Origin of the sequence: Bacillus sp. KH172YL63, from assembly GCF_011398925.1 — a bacterium.
Taxonomy (GTDB): domain Bacteria; phylum Bacillota; class Bacilli; order Bacillales; family Bacillaceae_B; genus Rossellomorea.
In genome coordinates this window covers 2,455,337-2,474,904 of record NZ_AP022842.1, presented here as the reverse complement: position 1 = coordinate 2,474,904, position 19,568 = coordinate 2,455,337, and the positions used below count along the sequence as shown (strand labels likewise).

The window sequence follows — 19,568 nt, the reverse complement described above, 5'->3', positions numbered from 1 at the left end:
TCATTCACCACACAGATCTATATTCACCCGGATCCAGAAACTTCCTTTGTGGTTTGATGTACCTTTTTAATTCAACGAGCAAAAGACGCTGTAATGATTTTACAGAAATTTGCCGCGCGACATCTGCAGGGAAAGGATATATGCCGATTGAATTAAATCTAACCCGAAAAAGACCTTCGTGGATGAGGTCTTTTTTTTCGTTGCGGATTTGTGCCAGTACTGTGACTACCCTTGATTGGTGTTCATCATTCGTTACTTCCACCTTTTTCACTTGAAAGCGGAAATGGTATTGATCATTCATATTCATCACCACCATCATTGTGGCGCAACGCAGAGGGAAATTCAAATGATTTGGACTCACAATGTAATTGTCCGGTATTCTTCACAAAATGGGGGGGCGCGGGATTGCGAAAAGAGCTTGTTTGTGGCAAGCTTAGACTATTACGAATAGCTTACTAGTAAATTAGCGTGGAGGGATTCACGATGAACTTGAATCTGATTAAATGTCATGGCTCTGGTAATGACTTTTTATTGATTGATGAAATGAGCCATGGATACGACTTTACAGAAGAAGCAAGACAAAACCTTGCTCTTGCGCTTTGTGACCGGAAAACAGGACTTGGTGCCGACGGAATTTTGTTTGTGTTGAATAGTGAGCGCTGCGACGCGCAAATGAGGGTTTTCAATGCAGACGGATCAGAAGCATCCATGTGCGGAAATGGCCTCCGCTGTGTCGGACGTTATGTATGTGAACTCCTGGAAAAGGAGTCGATTGTTATCCAGACGATGAAAGCTGATCTAAAGGTTTCACAACAGGAAGCAATCTTTGAAAACATCCCGACTTATAATGTGGAAATTTCTCCGGTTTTATTTAATCTGAATGCTTTGCCAATGAACATGGACAAAGAGAAGCTGATCGATGAAAGCATCCCGGAAATTTCAGATGCTTTGACATTTTCAGCACTTGCCGTACCGAATCCACACCTGATCAGCATCGTCAATACAGAGCATATTCTGTCTAATGAGCAAAAGACAATCTCAGAGACCGTGAACGGACCGAATAATCTGTTTCCGGACGGAGTGAATGTAAGCTTTGTTCATCCTTTGGAAAAGGGGTCCATCTATGTACGTACGTTCGAACGGGGAGTCGGTTTCACCAACGCATGCGGAACAGCGATGTCAGCTTCAAGTCTGGTTACCTGCCTCCTTGGGCACAATGATTTCGGTGAAGGAATCGAAGTGTATAATAACGGAGGAAAGGTCCGGGTGGTCGTGAACCGGTCAAACGAAGAGACATACAGTATGGAATTGATCGGAAATGCGACGTACCTGTATCAAGCTGAAATCGAACTGTCCATCACCCATCCTGAAAGCTACCTGGAAGTTTCGAGACAGGAATTCAGCGAAGAAGCAGCATATGAACTTCTGCAGAACCATGCAAAATCAATCGTGGATCAAAAAGTGTTCATGACAGCTTAATAAGTGAAAGTGGAGGGCACATCACTTTGTCCCGTTCCTTTCATTGGCGAAAAAGCGGGCAGTTTCTGATTTTCTGATGAATGAAACGGCAATGCTAGAAATCCGAACGAGTTTATTCCAATACTCGTTCGGATTTTTTATTTGCGATCCCCGTTTGTTTAACCTTCCTCTTTCAAAAACTTCATCACTTTATCAAATGGCTGCCGGCCTTTCACCGATTCGAAATGCCGGAATGGACAGCCCCACTGTTGGAAGCGGCGCAGTACAACCTCTGGTGTGAAACGCTCCGGGTGAAGTGTATCGTTCACTTCATGCCAGAAAAGGGGAGTGGCGACCAGTCCATCATCATTGCCCCTTAAGGAATAAGGGGCAATGATGGTCTTTCCTTCTCCGTGTTGAATATAATCAACATATAATCTTCCTTTTCTGTTTTTCTTTAACCGCTCAATCGTGAAATCATCGGGGAAATTGGATACAAGATAGCGGGCAATGAATTCAGTGAAACGTGACGTATCGTCCCAGCTGTAACCGGCAGGGATCGGAATATATACTTGAAGCCCTTTGTTACCTGACGTTTTGACAAAGCTGTGCAGGTTCAACTGATCAAATAAACCTTTCAGGACCTTTGCTGCCTTTACTGCGAGGGAAAACTGCTTCCTGTCTGGCGGATCCAGGTCAAAGACGATCTCGCTGACGGTCCCTTCTTTGTATTTCTGAAAAGGTACATGGAGTTCCAAAGCCAACTGGTTTCCGAGCCATAACAGCGTTTGAAGATTATTGCACAATATATAATCAATGCCGTCCACATTGCTGGTAGTGACAAATGAGGGGGCATAGTCCGACGTGTTTTTCTGGTAAAAGGATTCCCCGAAAACTCCATGGGGATAGCGTATGCAAGTCAAAGGCCGCTCTTTGATCAATGGAAGGATGACCACCGACATCTTCCTTAAATATCGGATGTAATCAAGCTTCGTGAAAGAAACGTCCCGATACAGGTCCTTATCAGGATGGGTGATGTCAACGCCCGGAGGGAGGGACGCTTCATCCAGCTGAAACTGCCCCATCGTACACGTATCAGGGGAAGTGTTGAACAAGAACTGATTGAAATGGGGCTCCCTGAGCTGCCCTTCATACATATGCAAGTACTTCAATTCCACAGTGATCGAAGGTTCAATGAAATATTGGGAGTGCTTTTTACTGGAGCTGTTTTTACGAATGGATTCTTTTAATATCCGCTTTTCTTCTGGTGATAGCCCGAAATGGAACGATCCAATTGAAACAATGTTGTCCCTGTCATAAACGGCGATGAAAAAGTAGTTGTTGTTTTCATCGAAGGAAGTAATGAAGCAACGGCATGTTTTCCAGTTTTTATACTTGATCCAATTCGTGCTGCGTTTTCCTTCTTCCCATTTGCTTTGGTTTTTCTTCGCCACGATGCCTTCTCCTTCTTCTGCTTGGACAACCTCAAATAAATGACGATGGTCCTTGAAGGCGGGGACCATCTGGAGGACTTCCGACTGCCATGGTGCAGGTTCTAAAGGACATTTCATACGCGTGAACAGTTCTTTTAATTTTTCTTTTCTTTTTTGATAATTCAACCCGCTGACGACCGTATCCCCCCACTGCAGTAAATCGAAGGCAAGAAATGCAGCGGGCCTTCTTTCAGATGCTTCTTTGATACGTTGTTCATTCCTCATCCGACCCCGCACCTGCAGCTCGGAAAATTCACTGCTGTGGGGGGAGCGTAAAATGACGATTTCCCCATCAAGGATGAAAGGGAGGGAGATGTTGTTTTCTTCGAGCAGTGACAGGACCTGCTGTTCGATTTCCGGGAAGAGGGGCAATAGCTCTTTATCATTCCGGCTTTGCAAACGGATATGTTGAGGTGAGAGCACGGAAAGTATTCCCCTGAATCCATCATATTTGACCTCATAATACCAGCCATCTTCAGTCGGCAGTTCGTCATATAAAGTAGGGAGCATGGGCTTCATTTGATCACCTGGAATCTTTTCATTTAGTGTGACCATAGGAGCTAGAAATATTTCCATATGTTTGAGGGAATGAACACTGATTCGGAACAGAATCCTAATATGAAAGGATTAGTTTATGAAAAGGAGGGTATTAGTAGATATGCATACAATTTGGAAAGGCTCGATCAGTTTCGGACTGGTAAACATTCCGATCAAGCTCCACTCTGCCACAGAAGATCGGGACATTAAGCTTCGATCTCTTCACAAGAAGTGTCATACACCGATTAAATACGAGAAAGTCTGTCCGGCTTGTGAAAAAGAGCTGGCTCTCGAAGATATCGTAAAAGGATATGAAGTGGCTAAAGGAAAGTTCGTCGTATTGGATGAAGAAGAGCTGAAGGAAATCAAGGATGCCGACGGTGAAAAAGCGGTCGAAATCGTAGACTTTATCAAAATGGAGGAAATCGATCCGATTTTCTATGATAGAAGTTACTTCATTTCTCCGAACGATGGGGGAAAGAAGGCGTATTCCCTTTTAAGGAAGGCTCTTCAGGAATCTGGAAAAGTTGGGATTGCCAAAATCACCATGCGGTCCAAAGAGCAGCTGTCGATCGTGCGTGTGTATGAGCAGACGCTCGTCATGGAAACGATCCATTATCCCGATGAAGTGAGAGGCACCGGGGATGTACCAAACGTGCCTGAAGAAGATGATATCAGTAAAAAGGAACTGGATACAGCCAAGATGCTCATTGAACAGCTGACGACCGAATTCGAGCCTGAAAACTATAAGGATCATTACCGGGAGCGGTTAAGTCAATTGATTGAATCCAAGCAGACCGGTGAGAAGGTCGTCATCTCGAAAGAAAAAGAGCCGAAAGAAAATGTGACCGATTTAATGGCTGCACTGCAAGCCTCAATCGATTCATCGAAGCCGAAGAAAGCAAAAAAACAAACAAAAAAGAAGACGGCTTCAAAGAAAAAAGCGCAATAATCTGGATAAGGAGAGAGTGACCTGTGTTGGAGGAGAAACATATCAAGCAAGGGGCATTTGTAGCCATATCCCTGTTATGCCTGAGTGTATTTACATGGGGATTCGTAACGATAGTAGAAGAATGGAAAGAAAATGAAATCGCTCAGTTTGATAATGGGGTCTTTGATGTCGTCAGAGGGACGATTTCACCGAAGCTCACCTCATTCATGACCTCGATCACATTCCTTGGAGGGGTTCAGGGGATTACACTGCTCGCTTGCATCGTCGTCATCATCCTGCTGTTCATGAGGAAATTTCCCCTGGCACTTTTTGTGGGCGTCACCATTTTGACAGGTGCAGGTTTTAATTGGCTGTTAAAATGGATCTTCAAACGGGAACGACCAGACATTGAAGCGTTGATTGAACAAGGGGGATACAGCTTTCCGAGCGGACACTCCATGAGCTCGTTCATCTTTTACGGTTCACTCGCATTCATCATGTTCCGGGCGTTTGACAGAAAACGAAATAAATGGGCGAGCGTAGTGGCGGTCATCTTGCTGGTCCTGTTGATCGGCCTCAGCCGTGTGTACCTTGGTGTCCACTACCCGAGTGATATTCTTGGCGGCTTTACAGCAGGCGGGGCATGGCTCACGTTATGCATTACCATTTACATGTATTTCTACAAGCGGAAGCGCTGGAGGGAAGAAGAATAGTAAAAACGAAAATCCGAACGACTCCAATATCTAGATGGATTCGTTCGGATTTTTTTGCATATATTTATACACAGTTAGTAGGTTTAAAATAAATTAAATACATATGGTCCGATTAAGGTCACATAAAGGAGGATGTAGATGCCCATGAAGTAGAAGGCACCTCCAAACGATCCCCAGTCACGGTCTCTTCCCCATTTCCAGAGAAGGGCAGCGAGCACACTGATGAGAAGCAGTAATACATACTCACTCCCTGAGAAAGTAAGGTAATCGGGCGCTGCAAAATAGAAGAAATCCCCCATTGCTTTACCGATGAACGTAAATGGCATCGCCATAAACAGGATGATCGATGCATATTCGACCCAGATGATCCCTTCCTTTTCAAACACATTAGGCTTGAACATGTAAAGCAGTATTAAAACAAAGAGGGAAGGAAGAACCCAGTAGAAGGATACGAGAACGGTGATCAGACTGCTGAACAACATGAGTACCGTATCATTGACCGCTTCCTTGACACTCCGCTTCGTCCATTCAACACTGTTTGCGATCACTTGTTCATTTTGTGATGCACCGAACAACTCATAATAATCTCCGCCATAATCAAGCCAGGCAATGCTTTGCTCTGATATTTGAACAGGTGAATAAGTAAAATGCTTTGTCGTACCGATCGGTGCAGCATTGAAGTTGCTGGCATTCTCAAATGGAGCTGCATACAAGCTGACCGCATTGTCGTCTCCGACCCTGTGGCTTTCAGACGTAAAGAGAATGTAGTCTTCTCCATTAAGGGATGTGAATTGAACCGATCTTGGACTTTGGAGCTTGTAGCTCGATACTTCGTTTGTGAATTCAACGGGCTCAGGTTTTAACAAAGAGTCTCCAATGGAATCCATCGCAGTTTGAAGCTTCATGATTTTATAGGAGAGAGTACCTTGAGTACGCATCTCATCGTTATACAGGATCGTCAACTGATCGTTTTTTACCATGAAGGATAAGCCCTTCATATGATGGTTCGTTGCAGTATCGACGACCGCTAAAGGATTCCCCGTGATTCCTTCCGCAGCATCCAGATAGTACAGTTGTGCATGCGTGTCATCCTGCCTCACTTGCACAATGGCATGACCTTCTTTTCCTATGTAAACATCCAGTATTTCTTCCGTGAAACGATGGATTTCCTTTGCTGCTGTATCTGTGGGATTCAACATAAATAATGTATCCATGTTCCAATAATACACACTGTCCGAGGCCGTACTGATCCCTGTCACTTGTTCAGCCAACACGTTCGTTTTACCATTTTCCGTGGAAATAAGTTGATCATCCTTCATTTGGATGACTTTATTTCCATCTGTCCAGAATGGTTTCCCTCTTGTGACACTCGTATCAATGGTCTTTTCGTTGGTCACTTCCATTGCTTCGTTGAAGGTGAACCCGGTCACCGATCCTTTGCTCGCAAGGAAGAGTCCTTCTTCACCGTTAAAGGCAAGCGGCCGTTCTTCCGATGTGAAATCGAATGGGATGGATCTGCTCCAGTCAGGGTGCGGCTGTTCTTTCACCTGTTGAAGTTGTTGGAAAAACAGGGCACCAACAAATGCAAGAATGAACAGAAGCGGCACGCCGAATGTTTTTAATTTTGCTCTCACTTTTCTTCCCCCTTTGTATATGTCTGTCTGTTGTGAGTTACAATTTAGAATTTTACCACAATTCCATGAACGAAACACCATATTTTTCCTTTATTTAATTTATTTTTTATATTGACATTCAACTCAATGGATATTACAATGATATTGAAAATCATTCTCAATGATACAAAAGAGTTTCCCCCTCTTTCAATAGAGAGAATGGTTCATGAAAAACCCCCTTTATTAGAAATAGAAGATAGACCCTGGCCAAAAGCCGGGGTCTATTTTTTTGTTTTGCAAAGTAAGCTGTGTATGAAAACATTGTTGAATATTAAACAAGGGATGCTTTTGCACCCACCGTCATTCGGTGGAAGGGAAGTTCTGTACGGAAATCAAACCCATTCTTAGTGCTCATCTTATTCACCATCACTAGAACACCACCATTTCCGGCGGTTTTTATTGCATTTCACTTCCTTCTGTCGTAAATTGTTTAAGGAGTTTTAAATACGGAAGGAGTACAGACTATTGAATCATCAAGACGATAGACGGTTTCGGATTGCCAATCATGAAGCTTTAATCGGAATTGCACTCGTTCTCATCAATTTTTTATGGTGGTATGGATTTGCCTTCGGATTGGGAGGGCGGTCGGTTTCAGACTACGACTGGATCCTCGGGATGCCTGCATGGTTTTTTTACAGCTGTATCATAGGGTTTATTGTGATGGTATTGTTGGTGATCTTCGTGGTTAAGTTCCTCCTTACTGATATCCCGTTTGATGAGGGGGAGGATGAAAGTGAATAATACGGCATTGATCCCATTATTTCTTTTCTTAATTTTTATTTTTATTGTCGGGATATATACAGCAAGAAATGTAAGGAAATCAGATTCATTTGTTCAGGAATATTTCTTGGGAAGCCGCCAATTGGGGGGCTTTATTCTGGCCATGACGATGATTGCGACGTACGGGAGTGCGAGCAGCTTCATCGGAGGTCCCGGTGCTGCATATACATATGGACTTTCCTGGGTGCTCTTAGCCATGAGTCAGGTGGTTACAGGGTACTTCGTTCTGCTCATACTCGGTAAAAAGTTTGCCATCATGTCTAGAAAGTACAAAGCCGTCACACTGATCGACTACCTACAGGGTCGATATCGCAGCAATAAAATCACCATTTTGTCTGCCGTCAGCATCATCATTTTCCTGTTTTCAGCGATGATCGCACAGTGGGTAGGGGGTGCGAGGCTGATTGAGTCTTTGACAGGCCTCAGCTATGAGACGGCCCTGTTCCTATTTGCCGTATCGGTCCTTGTGTATGTTGTGATAGGTGGATTCCGCGCGGTGGCGATTACCGATGCGGTTCAGGGGGTAGTGATGCTCGGTGGGACGATCATCCTCCTGATCGCCACAATCATCGCAGGCGGCGGCATGGAGAAGATCATGATCGAACTGCAGGCGGAAAATCCCAATTTGGTCAGCCCCTATGGTCCGAACGGTGAATTGAGCGCAAGATATATTTCATCTTTTTGGATATTGGTTGGCGTTGGGGTCGTTGGACTTCCACAGGTGGCAGTGCGGGCAATGAGCTATAAAAACTCAAGGTCGCTTCACAGAGCTTTGATTATCGGCACGATCGTGGTCGGTTCAATCATGCTTGGCATGCATTTGATCGGCGTGCTTGCAAGAGTGGTTGTACCTGGAATAGAAGTCGCCGACAAAGTCATGCCGCTTCTTGCATTAGAGGTGCTTCCACCATGGCTTGCCGGCCTGGTGCTTGCTGCACCGATGGCAGCGATTATGTCGACAGTGGATTCACTGCTCCTGATCGTATCATCTGCCATCGTAAAAGACGTGTATATGAACTTCATCAATCAAGATGCAGAGGAAAAACAAATCAAAACCATCAGTTTCTGGGTGACAAGCATAACCGGTGCCCTTGTCTTTCTGATGGCGTTGAGTCCGCCTGAATTGATTATCTGGCTGAATTTATTTTCCTTCGGGGGTCTTGAGGCTGTCTTCATATGGCCGATCGTATTGGGGTTATATTGGGAAAAGGGGAACAGATATGGGGCGCTATCCTCCATGTTATCCGGATTGATCGCTTATATATTATTCCACAGCTTCGCCCCGAACTACCTGGATATGCATACGGTCGTGTTCCCGATCATGATTTCTTTCTTTATGTATATCTTTGTCTCTCTGCTCACCCAAAAGAGAACGGGCATATAGCTGATCACCGTGAAAAGCATACTCGCGGTTAATGAAAAATCCGAATGAAGTTTCGACATTCTTGAGTGAAGGTCGGGTCCATTCGGATTTTTTGATTTCCCGGACAGGGGCCACCTGAAGATTGTCAGGTCATTTTCAGTAAATTCTAATTGAAAAGCACAGCACCAACTGAGTGCATTCGTAAAAAGGAGGATTTTCCTGGATAAATGTCGAATTCTGGGATGGGGTGATGGAATGTATATATTAAAACAATATAGGGATGTTCATGAATTTCATGCAGCAGTACATGGGAAACTGATGGAACAGGAAGCCGCAAATAATTTGCCATTGGGCTTGCTGAATACAATCTTAACAAGCGATAAATATAAGGAAAGACTGTTGCTTTCAGTTCAGGATGTGAGAGGCGACGTGGTCGGTACGTTCATCATGACGCCTCCCCATTATCTTGTGAGTACACTTCAGGTGAAAAAAGAGGACATTCAGGAAATTATTACAGAGTTACATCGATTTTGTGAAAATGAAGGCATTGTTTTTCCCGGCTTCCTCGGTGAAAAGGAGACGACCCTTCAACTTGCCGATTGCTGGTGCAAACTCACCGGCAGCAGCTATGATGTGAAAATGAATCAGCGTGTATATAAGCTCGAGGAAGTAAATGATATCCCGATGAGTGACGGGAAGATGGTCTCTGCCGGGAAAGGGCACGAAGCCCTCCTTGCCCGTTGGATCATGGATTTTGTTGACAGGACGGGGGGTTTGCCCCTTTCTCAGGAAGAGGCTCTTGATAGAGCACGGGATATGATTGAGAATGAAAAGTATGTATGTTTATGGGAAGTGGACGGCAGGCCTGTTTCGATGGCACGGGGAGCGAGGAAGACCGAGAACGGCATTACAGTTAATTTTGTCTATACCCCTCCTGAATACAGGAAAAAAGGGTATGCATCATCAGTCGTGGCTGATCTGAGCCGTCTTTTGTTGAAGGAGCATTCCTTCTGCACGCTCTATACCGACCTTGAAAACCCAACATCGAATAAAATCTACATGGAGATCGGCTATAAACCGGTTTGTGATTCTATGATGCTTGCCTTGAAAGAAAAATGATAAAATTTATGGGAAAGTGGTTGACACTTTAAAGAAAAGCTATTAGTATAATAAACAATTAATTAAATGAGCGAACAGCTTTGACGAAGAGTAGTAACTGAAATCGACACTTTTAGAGAGCCAGTGGTTGGTGAGAACTGGTTTGGGCGATGTCAGCGAATGGACTTCCGAGCTTCCAAACCGAAACAAAATGGAGTAGGCTTTGGCGAATGTCTTATCGTTACAAAAGACGCGTATTCAAGCTTTTTGCTTCGATACGATTGAGTGGACTGCAGCGGCAGTCAACAAAGGTGGCACCACGGGTATCTCGTCCTTTACATGATGTAAATGGATCGGGATGCCCTTTTTTTATTGATTATCCCAGGGGATTTCATCAAACAATAAATGTGTGTGAAACATAATTTCATAGAAATAAATCGTTGAATAAGAGGAGTACATTCAAGTGATGCATCACAGGGAGTTAAGGATAGTGAGACCTTAACATGATAGCTTGTCTGGAATGGACTTATGAGAGATGATCTGAAACAGAGTAGGATTGTACGGATTTCCCACGTTACAGGGATAGAGTATCGGGTGACAAACCCTGTACTTGAAGAGGGGATATATCGACATATCCCAACCAGAGGTGGCACCGCGGTCAGCATCGTCCTCTATGAACAGCATTCTATGTTCATAGGGGACTTTTTTTATTGATTTTTTATTAGCGAACTGGAGGCAAACACAAGATGAAACAGATGAAATTGAACTATATTGTGAAAGAAATGAATGGGGATATGTATACGCCAATATCTCTTTATCAGTCATTGAAGGGAAAGAAGAAATTCCTTCTTGAGAGCTCACTGAAACATGAACAATCAGGCCGGTATTCCTTTGTAGGAAGCGATCCTTTTCTAGAATGCAGGGCTTACGGAAATACCGTGCAGTTCAAAAAGACTTCTTCAGGCCAAGTTGAAGAGCAGGTGGGGAATCCGATCGACATGATTCAAAACCTGATCCCGAAAGAACAAATGCACGATGCCCCGTTTCCATTTGCAGGAGGGGGAATCGGATATCTTGGATATGATGTGATCAGGCAATATGAGGATATAGGCAGGACGCCTCATGATGAATTGGAAATGCCGGATATTCATCTGATGTTTTATGAAAAGGTGATCGTCTTCGATCATTTGGAACATAAAGTATTTATCGTCGTCATGGACGATTGGACCGGTGAGGGTTGCGGCGATCTTGAAGAAAGAGTGTTGGAAATCGAGGCAGAATTGACAGATGTCTATCTGCACACTCATAAAGAGAAGCTGGAGAAACTTTCATTTGACCAGCAGACAACGAAACATCAGTTCATGGAAAAGGTGGAAAGGGCGAAGCAATCCATTAAAGAAGGTGAAATCTTCCAAGTGGTTCTCTCTCAAAGATTGCAGGCGTCCTTTACAGGAGATCCGTTTTCCTTTTATCGGAGCTTACGTAAATCCAACCCATCTCCCTATATGTTCTTCATCGATTTTGAAGACTATATTGTTTTGGGAGCTTCCCCGGAAAGTTTGCTGAAAGTCCAGGGCGACGAGATTACGACGAACCCGATTGCAGGAACGAGACCGAGGGGGAAAACGGCAGCGGAAGATCGCGAGCTTGAGAATGAATTGCTCGCTGATGAGAAGGAGATCGCCGAACACCGGATGCTCGTTGACTTAGGGAGAAATGACCTTGGCAGGATCTGTGAGATCGGCTCCATTTATTTATCAAAGTACTTAACCATCGAGAGGTATAAATACGTCATGCACATCGTGTCTGAGGTAAAAGGAAAGCTGAAGGAAGAAGTCACCCCCCTTGAAGCATTAACAAGCTGTCTGCCGGCAGGGACGGTCAGCGGCGCGCCGAAGATCAGGGCGATGCAGATCATCAATGAGCTGGAGAGCGTAAAGCGGGGCGTTTATTCCGGTGCTGTAGGATATATCGGGGTAAATGGCAATCTCGATTTCGCACTGGCGATCAGGACGATGGTCTTAAAGGACGGAGTGGCCAATGTCCAGGCAGGAGCAGGGATTGTATATGATTCCAACCCTGAAAGTGAGTATGAAGAAACATTGAATAAAGCAAAATCTTTATTGGAGGTAAGAGGATGATTTTACTCATAGATAACTATGATTCTTTTACGTATAACTTGTATCAATATATCGAAGAACTCGGGGAAGAGGTCACCGTCCGTCGGAATGATGCGATTTCACTGGAGGAAGTGAAGGAAATGAATCCTTCAGCGATCATCCTTTCACCGGGGCCAGGTAAACCGGAAAATGCGGGTATTTGCACTTCTATTATCCAGAATCTTCACGCTAGTGTGCCGATTCTCGGCGTATGTTTGGGTCATCAGGCGATCGGGGCAGCTTTTGGGGCAACGATTGAAATTGCCGGGAACGTCATGCACGGGAAAACATCCCTCATTAAGCACGACGGCAACGGAGTCTTTCAATACCTTTCCCAACCCCTTGAAGTGATGAGGTATCACTCACTGGTGATCAAGAAAGGAACGCTGCCGCCGCCTTTAGAGGCAGTTGCCCATTCAATGGATGACGGAGAAATCATGGCTTTGAAACATATGAAGTTTCCCCTATTCGGGGTCCAATTTCATCCTGAATCAATCGGGACGGTAACAGGGAAGAAAATCATTCAAAACTTTTTAGCCGAGACGAGAAAGGGGAATATCCGTGAAAACCTATCTGCAAGCATTATCTGAAGGGCGTTCGCTGGAGAGAGAAGAGATGAGAAGAGCCGTTCAGGCATTATTCCTGGATGAAACAACAGAAAGTCAGATCGCCTGTTTCCTGACGTTATTAAAAACAAAAGGTGAAACCGTTGAGGAAATGACGGCCCTTGTAGAAGTGTTGAGGGAGAATGCACTTCCGATCAAAAGCACAGTCGCTGGTGTACTCGATAACTGCGGGACCGGCGGAGACGGCTCTCAGAGCTTCAACATCAGTACGACAAGCGCATTCGTCCTCGCCGGGGCAGGGGTGAAAGTCGCGAAGCATGGAAATAGAAGCATCTCCAGTAAAACTGGTAGTGCAGATGTGTTGGAGCATCTGGGCGTTTCCCTGGATTTCGGGGCGGAGGAAGTGGGAAATCTCCTCGAAGAAACCAATATCGCCTTTTTATATGCACCCCACGTTCACGCGGGTCTGAAGAAAATCATGAAAGTTCGAAGGGAATTGAAGATCCCGACCATCTTTAATCTGATCGGACCACTAACGAACCCTGTGAAATTGGAAACCCAGCTCGTCGGTGTCTATAAACGGGATAAATTAGAAACGATGGCACAAGTGCTTCATGAACTGGGAAGAAAGCGGGCAATCGTGCTGAACGGGGCCAACTACATGGATGAAGCTTCCCTCGCCGGTGAAAATCATCTTGTTCTCTTGGATAATGGACACATCTCTTCTTTCACCTTATCAGGCGAGGACGTCGGTCTGCCAGCTTACCCGATGGAAGATATCCGGGGTGGAGAGGCACGGGAAAACGCCGGCATTTTGAAAGATGTGCTTAAGGGGAAGGAAGGTGCCCACACCGATACGGTCCTGTTCAATGCAGGCATTGCATTATTCGCACACGGAAAAGCATCCACCATTGCAGAAGGTGTAAAGCTTGCCAGGGAAAGCATCAAGAGCGGCTCTGCTGCTGCTGCACTGGATGCACTTGTGAATTACAGCCAACAAAGACGAAAGCAGGTGATCTGATTGTCTACGATATTAGATACAATCATCGAAAAAAAGAAAGAAGAAGTGAACACATTAAAACAACACGGATTTGAAGCCTATCATTTGAAAGGAAACGCATCCGGTTCATTATATGAATCTTTACGATCGGCTACATCACTGCAGGTGATCGCTGAAATGAAACGGGCGTCACCATCGAAAGGGGATATCCGTACAGACGTCGACCCGGTGGCACAAGCTCGTATGTATGAGAAAGCAGGAGCATGCGCTGTTTCTGTCCTGACCGATACACCTTTTTTCAAGGGGAAGATGGAGGATCTTGCATACGTACGGCGTGAGGTATCGATACCGATTCTTTGTAAAGACTTTATCATCGATGAAATCCAGATTGATCGTGCCTCTGATGCAGGAGCGAATGTCATCCTGTTAATCGTAGCGGCATTATCATCACATAGATTGAAAGAATTATATCAATATGCGACGTCACGGGGACTCGAAGTGCTGGTGGAGGTTCATGATGAAGAAGAAATGAAGGAAGCATTAAACGTCGGGGCGTCGATCATCGGGATCAATAACCGGAACCTGAAAACCTTTGAGGTGGATCTTGGGATTACTGAAAAACTCGGAGCTATGATCCAGGGGCGGGACGTTGTCCTGATCAGTGAAAGTGGAATCAAAAATCCGGAAGACTGCCAGCAGGCAATCAATGCAGGAGCAAGCGGCGTGCTTGTAGGGGAGACATTGATGAGAAGTGAAAACACTGCAGAAACCCTTGCATCCCTGCAGGTAAGAAAAGACGTGACACGATGACGAAGGTCAAGATTTGTGGCATCACAAGGGAGGCAGAAGCGCACTTTGCAGTGGATGCGGGGGCGGATGCCCTGGGGTTTGTGTTTGCGCCTAGCAAACGGAAGATCGAGGTGGAAAAGGCTGCAGAGATTTGTGCTGCACTTCCCTCCCACTTAATCAAAATCGGCGTCTTTGTGAATGAGTCCCGGGAGAATTTGAAAGAGATATTTCAGCGAGTGAATCTCGATTATGTCCAGCTTCATGGTGACGAGTCTCCCTCATTTTGTGAAAGTCTGGATATCCCTTATTTCAAGGCGGTTTCCATAAAGGAAAAGCAGGATCTTTTCGGGATTGAAAAGTATCAAAGTGAAATGGTCCTGGTCGACAGTGGGAAGGGACCCTACCGTGGGGGCAATGGAACCACGTTTAACTGGGACTACATGGAAGGCACCCGCCTTCCGCAACAATTGATCCTTGCAGGGGGATTGAATCCTGCCAATGTCAGGGAAGCCATCCTGAAGGTCCGTCCCTATATGGTGGACGTATCAAGCGGCGTAGAGACGGATGGGAAAAAGGATATTTTAAAGATAGGATCGTTCATCTCAGAAGTGAAGGCAGTTAAATGAAAAATGTGAGAATGGAGGAGTTATGATGGTATATGCACAGCCAGATCAAAAAGGATTATTCGGTGAATTTGGAGGAAGGTTTGTTCCTGAATCTTTAATGAAAGCCGTTCAGGAATTAGAAGCTGCATACGATGAAGCTTCAAAGGATGAAGCATTTCAGGCTAAGCTTCAAAGCTATTTGAAAGATTATGTCGGCAGGGAAAATCCACTCTATTTCGCGGAGAATTTAAGCAAACAGGTAGGCGGGGCCAAAATTTATTTAAAGCGAGAAGATCTTAATCATACGGGAGCCCATAAAATCAATAATACAATCGGCCAGGCACTTCTTGCTGAACGGATGGGTAAAAGAAAAATCGTGGCCGAAACAGGGGCCGGTCAGCACGGGGTGGCAACGGCAACCGTCTGTGCACTGTTGAATCTCGAATGTGTAATCTTTATGGGGGAAGAGGATATCAGGAGGCAGAAACTCAACGTGTTCCGTATGGAATTGCTCGGTGCCAAGGTTGTCGGTGTTAAACAGGGAAGTGCGACACTGAAGGATGCCGTCAATGAGGCGCTGCGTTACTGGGTTGCCAATGTAGAGGATACCCATTATATCATCGGATCCGTATTGGGGCCGCACCCTTTCCCGAAAATGGTCCGGGATTTTCAAAGCGTGATAGGAAAGGAAACGAAAGAACAATTCATGGAAAAAGAACAGCGTCTGCCTCAAGCAATCGTTGCTTGCATAGGCGGAGGAAGCAATGCCATAGGGATGTTCCATCCGTTCATCGAGGATGAGACAGTTGAACTGTATGGTGTAGAAGCAGCGGGGAGCGGCGTAGATACTGACAAACATGCAGCCACTTTAACAAAAGGATCGGTTGGTGTCCTTCATGGGAGTATGATGTATCTGCTCCAAAATGATGAAGGTCAGATCCAGGAAGCCCATTCAATCTCTGCCGGACTCGACTATCCGGGCGTTGGGCCGGAGCACAGCTATCTGAAAGAAATCGACAGAGTCCGGTATACCTCAATAACAGATGAGGAAGCCCTGGAAGCTTTCAAGTTATTGTCCCGAACTGAAGGAATCATCCCAGCACTCGAAAGTTCCCATGCTGTCGCCTATGCTGTGAAATTAGCATCAGACATGGACAAGGATGAGTCAGTGGTGATTTGTCTGTCCGGCAGGGGAGATAAAGACGTCGAGCAAGTAAAAGAACGATTGGGAGGTAATCAGCATGGGTAAGCAATTCCTCGATCAAACATTCCAGGCAGAACTAAACCAGGGGAATAAATTATTCATTCCTTATGTCATGGCAGGTGACGGAGGGATGGATGCGTTACTGCCAACGTTGAAAATGCTTGAAGACAGTGGTGCGACTGCAATCGAAGTCGGCATTCCATTTTCAGATCCCGTTGCAGACGGTCCCACCATTCAGGAAGCGGGAAAACGTGCTCTGAAATCAGGCACAACCTTGCAGAAGGTGTTTGAAACCCTGAAGGAAATAAGAAGTGAAATCGGGATTCCTCTGGTGTTCATGACCTATATGAATCCAGTGTACAAATTTGGCATAAAACGGTTCTTTGAACAATGCAGTAAAGCCGGTGTGGATGGTGTGATCATTCCTGATCTTCCGCTCGAGCACCATGATTTAATCAAGGAACCGTCCAACGCCAATGGCATTGCAGTCGTACAGCTGGCCACCCTGACCAGTCCGGAAGACAGGATCAGAGAGTTGGCATCAGTGACTGAAGGGTTCCTCTATGCGGTGACGATTAATGGTACGACCGGAACGAGAGAAGGCTTCGGGGAGAATATATCGGATCATCTCCTCAAATTGAAAAATAACTGTCAGGTTCCTGTCCTTGCAGGGTTTGGCATCTCGACTCCAGAGCACGTGCGCAATATGGCCAAAAGCTGTGACGGGGTAGTCGTCGGGAGTAAAATCATCGACCTGATCCAGAATGAAGCTGTAGAGGAAATCAAGGAATTGATCTCCGCATCAAAAGCCAGTACGATGAACTCATAAAGCCAACGGATCGTAGCCTTAATGGTCAAAGTGAGTATCACTTGTAAAGAGATGCGGGGAATCATGAACGAATGATAAGAGTATGTAAAATACAGGTAAATAGCCTTCTTTTTCAATGAATAATCAGTATGATAGAGATGTAGTTGAACAAAAGCATCATAACAGGAGGCTATCAAAATGAAAAACATGAAAAAGTGGTTATTAATGTTGATGACAGCTCTATCAGTAGTAACATTTGCAGCCGGATGCAGCAGTGACACGGAAGAGGATACGGGTACGGAAGAAAACATGGATGAAGAAAGCAACACCGAAGAAAGCGATACGGAAGAGTGAAAAACAGAGCCGGTCCAATGGGGCCGGCTTTTTATGTGTATTTCAGGTTGAAATTTACAACTTTTTCTATTAATCTGACAATATAATACATAATGACAGAGAGGCATTAGATATGATCATACCTGCAAGATTACAAGAAGGTGACATCATCGGCATCTGTTCTCCTTCTTCCCCGGTCGCCGGTCATTGTCCGAAGAGACTGAATAGAGGAATAGAAGAACTGAAAAGCCTTGGATTTAAGGTGAAGACAGCACCAAATACGTTGAAAATCAATGAGTATATGGCGGGTACTGTGGAGGAAAGGGTGGATGATCTTCATGGACTTTTTGCGGACGAAGAAGTGAAGGCAATCATCACGACGATTGGTGGAACATGTTCCCATCAGCTTCTTGAACATCTCGACTACAATTTCATCAGGAATCATCCTAAGATTCTCCTCGGGTACAGTGACATCACTGCCCTTCATCTGGCCATACACCGCATGACCGGCATGACGACCTATCTGGGCCCGGCCGTCCTTCCCCAATACGGTGAATGGGGCGGGCTTATCCCTTATACAAAGGAGCATATCATTCGAACACTCATGGAAGGGGAAAAGGTGGTTTATATGCCGTCTGCATCCCATGTCATGGAACACTTGTGGTGGGATGAAGAAGACAATCGTGCAAGGGAGCAGCTGGATAATAAAGGCCCTCAGGCAGTGAGAGCAGGGATGGGTGAAGGAAACATCGTTGCGGCCAATGTAGGGACGATGCTGCTTCTTTCAGCCACACCGTATTTTCCTGATTTGGAGGGAGCGATCCTGTGTATTGAGGATGACCCCGACGAAACGCCGTCATCCATTGATCGGTACCTGACCCAGCTTCGGCATATGGGTATTTACGGCAAAATCAACGGCCTGGTAATTGGCCGTTTTCATGAGAATGTAGGCTTTCAGGACAACCAGCTGGGAGAGATGCTGAAAAGAGTGACAGAAGGATATGACATTCCGATCGTTACAGACATGGATTTCGGTCATACCGATCCGATGTTCATCCTTCCCAATGGGATAAGAGCAAGACTTCATGTTTCCAGGAGTGAAATAGATTTCCGGTTGCTAGAAAAGCCGGTGAATTGAGATGATGGTTTGCCCTGCAAAAAGAACCTTCCTGCTGATCTAACGAGCGTTCAGGAAGGTTCTTCATTATTTGGTGCACTTCACACACACGGTCAGCGCAGGGCGGACATCTTTATAGGAAATCGTGATGTTCTTGAAACCGGATTCCTGTAGTGCTTTTAATATTTCTTCACCATAGCCTTTTGCCCGGCTGTCCCTTTCTTCATCCCCTCTTGGCTGGACAGTAATGATGAGGGTGCCGCCTGGTTTCAACATATTGTGCAAATGGGCGAGCGCTTTATTCTTGTCACTCCAAAGAGGATAATTGTTGACGGAAAAGATCCGGTCATACTCGACATCGTCCAATTGGAATTTACTGATATCATGTATGAACAGTCTGACTCTTCCATGGTCAATGGCGTGCTGGTTCTTACTCTCGGCACTTTCTTTCATCGTTTCAGATATATCGACTCCGTCCACTTTTGTGTCAGGGAATGTGCTGGTGATCCTGTGGATGCAATAACCAGGTCCATATCCTATCTCCAATACCCGTTCGCCATTTTTGATCCCCAACTGCCTGAGGGACCAGTTGTTGATTTTTCGATTATCAATCTCCATTACTTTACCGATCACCCAGCCTAATATACCATCTGGCCGTTTGAATTGTTTCTGAAGGGAAAACATTAGGAAGTCACCTCTTTATAGAATAAGGAATGATTGTAATTTCGTCCGTACATACGTGACCAGGGGAGTATACATAGTGGGATCATCCCCATGTATCCACTTAAAGTGAACACGCATGCCATGTTTTCACTCTTCCACTATTAAGCTGAAATGAAACCTGAAAATAGCGGTTGCATTTTTTTGGAAAATAGAATAATATAAGAAAAAACTATTTGCGTTGATGAGAAGAGTACATTGAGGACGGCCCTTAACAGAGA

General features: G+C 45.2%; 19 protein-coding genes and 2 other annotated features. Of the genes, 15 read left to right on the top strand and 4 right to left on the bottom strand.

The annotated features are described in order from the left end of the window. Window positions 1-4: 4 nt before the first annotated feature. Window positions 5-301, bottom strand: coding sequence for a hypothetical protein (locus tag KH172YL63_RS12585; protein ID WP_173106427.1), 297 nt, complete (start codon window positions 299-301; stop codon window positions 5-7). Between the two features lie 182 nt (window positions 302-483). Here KH172YL63_RS12585 and dapF point away from each other — a divergent pair, with 182 nt between their 5' ends. Continuing rightward, window positions 484-1,479, top strand: coding sequence for a diaminopimelate epimerase (gene dapF, locus KH172YL63_RS12580; protein WP_173106426.1), 996 nt, complete (start codon window positions 484-486; stop codon window positions 1,477-1,479). 158 nt (window positions 1,480-1,637) lie between these two features. Here the strand turns inward: dapF and KH172YL63_RS12575 are convergent, their stop codons facing one another. Further along, window positions 1,638-3,470, bottom strand: coding sequence for a DNA ligase D (locus KH172YL63_RS12575; protein WP_173106425.1), 1,833 nt, complete (start codon window positions 3,468-3,470; stop codon window positions 1,638-1,640). Window positions 3,471-3,609: 139 nt separating this feature from the next. Between KH172YL63_RS12575 and ku the strand changes: the two genes are divergently transcribed. Both ku and KH172YL63_RS12565 read left to right on the top strand, forming a co-directional pair. Further along, complete coding sequence (gene ku, locus KH172YL63_RS12570) at window positions 3,610-4,440, top strand: non-homologous end joining protein Ku (protein WP_173106424.1); 831 nt, start codon at window positions 3,610-3,612, stop codon at window positions 4,438-4,440. A gap of 23 nt (window positions 4,441-4,463) precedes the next feature. Beyond that, the gene (locus KH172YL63_RS12565; RefSeq protein WP_232066013.1) at window positions 4,464-5,132 is read left to right on the top strand and encodes a phosphatase PAP2 family protein; all 669 of its coding nucleotides are present in this window, start codon (window positions 4,464-4,466) and stop codon (window positions 5,130-5,132) included. 83 nt (window positions 5,133-5,215) lie between these two features. On the opposite strand, the gene KH172YL63_RS12560 is transcribed toward KH172YL63_RS12565, so the two are convergent. Then, window positions 5,216-6,766 carry a hypothetical protein gene (locus KH172YL63_RS12560; protein ID WP_173106423.1) on the bottom strand — a complete coding sequence of 517 codons (1,551 nt, stop codon included), beginning with the start codon at window positions 6,764-6,766 and terminating at the stop codon, window positions 5,216-5,218. Between the two features lie 504 nt (window positions 6,767-7,270). On the opposite strand from KH172YL63_RS12560, the gene KH172YL63_RS12555 reads away from it, so the two are divergent. From KH172YL63_RS12555 to KH172YL63_RS12500, 12 genes are all read left to right on the top strand, one after another. Then, window positions 7,271-7,546, top strand: coding sequence for a YhdT family protein (locus KH172YL63_RS12555; RefSeq protein WP_442858730.1), 276 nt, complete (start codon window positions 7,271-7,273; stop codon window positions 7,544-7,546). Next, on the top strand, window positions 7,539-8,969 hold the full coding sequence (panF, locus tag KH172YL63_RS12550; protein WP_173108163.1) for a sodium/pantothenate symporter: 1,431 nt from the start codon (window positions 7,539-7,541) through the stop codon (window positions 8,967-8,969). The genes KH172YL63_RS12555 and panF overlap by 8 nt, the downstream gene beginning before the upstream one ends. Window positions 8,970-9,203: 234 nt before the next feature. Next, the gene (locus KH172YL63_RS12545) at window positions 9,204-10,067 is read left to right on the top strand and encodes a GNAT family N-acetyltransferase (RefSeq protein ID WP_173106422.1); all 864 of its coding nucleotides are present in this window, start codon (window positions 9,204-9,206) and stop codon (window positions 10,065-10,067) included. Window positions 10,068-10,138: 71 nt separating this feature from the next. Continuing rightward, window positions 10,139-10,385 (top strand) — a binding site (T-box leader). Between the two features lie 92 nt (window positions 10,386-10,477). After that, window positions 10,478-10,721: a binding site (T-box leader), on the top strand. Between the two features lie 71 nt (window positions 10,722-10,792). Next, window positions 10,793-12,187, top strand: a complete 1,395-nt coding sequence (gene trpE / locus KH172YL63_RS12540) for an anthranilate synthase component I (protein ID WP_173106421.1) — start codon at window positions 10,793-10,795, stop codon at window positions 12,185-12,187. Further along, entirely contained in the window at window positions 12,184-12,795 is a 612-nt protein-coding gene (locus KH172YL63_RS12535; protein WP_173106420.1) for an anthranilate synthase component II, read from the top strand. Before trpE ends, KH172YL63_RS12535 begins: the two co-directional genes overlap by 4 nt. Then, on the top strand, window positions 12,767-13,792 hold the full coding sequence (gene trpD / locus KH172YL63_RS12530; protein ID WP_173106419.1) for an anthranilate phosphoribosyltransferase: 1,026 nt from the start codon (window positions 12,767-12,769) through the stop codon (window positions 13,790-13,792). The genes KH172YL63_RS12535 and trpD overlap by 29 nt, the downstream gene beginning before the upstream one ends. Beyond that, a complete protein-coding gene (trpC, locus tag KH172YL63_RS12525) occupies window positions 13,793-14,581 on the top strand; it encodes an indole-3-glycerol phosphate synthase TrpC (protein ID WP_173106418.1) in 789 nt (262 codons plus the stop codon). It begins immediately after the preceding gene. Further along, the gene (locus KH172YL63_RS12520) at window positions 14,578-15,186 is read left to right on the top strand and encodes a phosphoribosylanthranilate isomerase (protein ID WP_173106417.1); all 609 of its coding nucleotides are present in this window, start codon (window positions 14,578-14,580) and stop codon (window positions 15,184-15,186) included. The genes trpC and KH172YL63_RS12520 overlap by 4 nt, the downstream gene beginning before the upstream one ends. 25 nt (window positions 15,187-15,211) lie before the next feature. Continuing rightward, window positions 15,212-16,414, top strand: coding sequence for a tryptophan synthase subunit beta (gene trpB / locus KH172YL63_RS12515; protein WP_173106416.1), 1,203 nt, complete (start codon window positions 15,212-15,214; stop codon window positions 16,412-16,414). Then, window positions 16,407-17,198, top strand: coding sequence for a tryptophan synthase subunit alpha (gene trpA / locus KH172YL63_RS12510; protein ID WP_173106415.1), 792 nt, complete (start codon window positions 16,407-16,409; stop codon window positions 17,196-17,198). The genes trpB and trpA overlap by 8 nt, the downstream gene beginning before the upstream one ends. 177 nt (window positions 17,199-17,375) lie before the next feature. After that, entirely contained in the window at window positions 17,376-17,531 is a 156-nt protein-coding gene (locus KH172YL63_RS12505; RefSeq protein WP_173106414.1) for a hypothetical protein, read from the top strand. A gap of 112 nt (window positions 17,532-17,643) precedes the next feature. Next, a complete protein-coding gene (locus KH172YL63_RS12500; protein ID WP_173106413.1) occupies window positions 17,644-18,648 on the top strand; it encodes a S66 family peptidase in 1,005 nt (334 codons plus the stop codon). Window positions 18,649-18,714: 66 nt separating this feature from the next. Here KH172YL63_RS12500 and KH172YL63_RS12495 read toward each other — a convergent pair whose 3' ends face one another. Beyond that, window positions 18,715-19,311, bottom strand: coding sequence for a class I SAM-dependent methyltransferase (locus KH172YL63_RS12495; RefSeq protein ID WP_173106412.1), 597 nt, complete (start codon window positions 19,309-19,311; stop codon window positions 18,715-18,717). Window positions 19,312-19,568: the final 257 nt, after the last annotated feature.

Bases quoted from the DNA above. Each gene is read 5' to 3' on its own strand.
- KH172YL63_RS12505 (WP_173106414.1), top strand. From the start codon at position 17,376: ATGAAAAACATGAAAAAGTGGTTATTAATGTTGATGACAGCTCTATCA.
- KH172YL63_RS12535 (WP_173106420.1), top strand. From the start codon at position 12,184: ATGATTTTACTCATAGATAACTATGATTCTTTTACGTATAACTTGTAT.
- KH172YL63_RS12545 (WP_173106422.1), top strand. From the start codon at position 9,204: ATGTATATATTAAAACAATATAGGGATGTTCATGAATTTCATGCAGCA.
- KH172YL63_RS12585 (WP_173106427.1), bottom strand. From the start codon at position 301: ATGAATGATCAATACCATTTCCGCTTTCAAGTGAAAAAGGTGGAAGTA.
- KH172YL63_RS12520 (WP_173106417.1), top strand. From the start codon at position 14,578: ATGACGAAGGTCAAGATTTGTGGCATCACAAGGGAGGCAGAAGCGCAC.
- trpA (WP_173106415.1), top strand. From the start codon at position 16,407: ATGGGTAAGCAATTCCTCGATCAAACATTCCAGGCAGAACTAAACCAG.
- KH172YL63_RS12495 (WP_173106412.1), bottom strand. From the start codon at position 19,311: ATGTTTTCCCTTCAGAAACAATTCAAACGGCCAGATGGTATATTAGGC.
- ku (WP_173106424.1), top strand. From the start codon at position 3,610: ATGCATACAATTTGGAAAGGCTCGATCAGTTTCGGACTGGTAAACATT.
- dapF (WP_173106426.1), top strand. From the start codon at position 484: ATGAACTTGAATCTGATTAAATGTCATGGCTCTGGTAATGACTTTTTA.
- KH172YL63_RS12500 (WP_173106413.1), top strand. From the start codon at position 17,644: ATGATCATACCTGCAAGATTACAAGAAGGTGACATCATCGGCATCTGT.
- trpB (WP_173106416.1), top strand. From the start codon at position 15,212: ATGGTATATGCACAGCCAGATCAAAAAGGATTATTCGGTGAATTTGGA.
- KH172YL63_RS12575 (WP_173106425.1), bottom strand. From the start codon at position 3,470: ATGAAGCCCATGCTCCCTACTTTATATGACGAACTGCCGACTGAAGAT.
- trpE (WP_173106421.1), top strand. From the start codon at position 10,793: ATGAAACAGATGAAATTGAACTATATTGTGAAAGAAATGAATGGGGAT.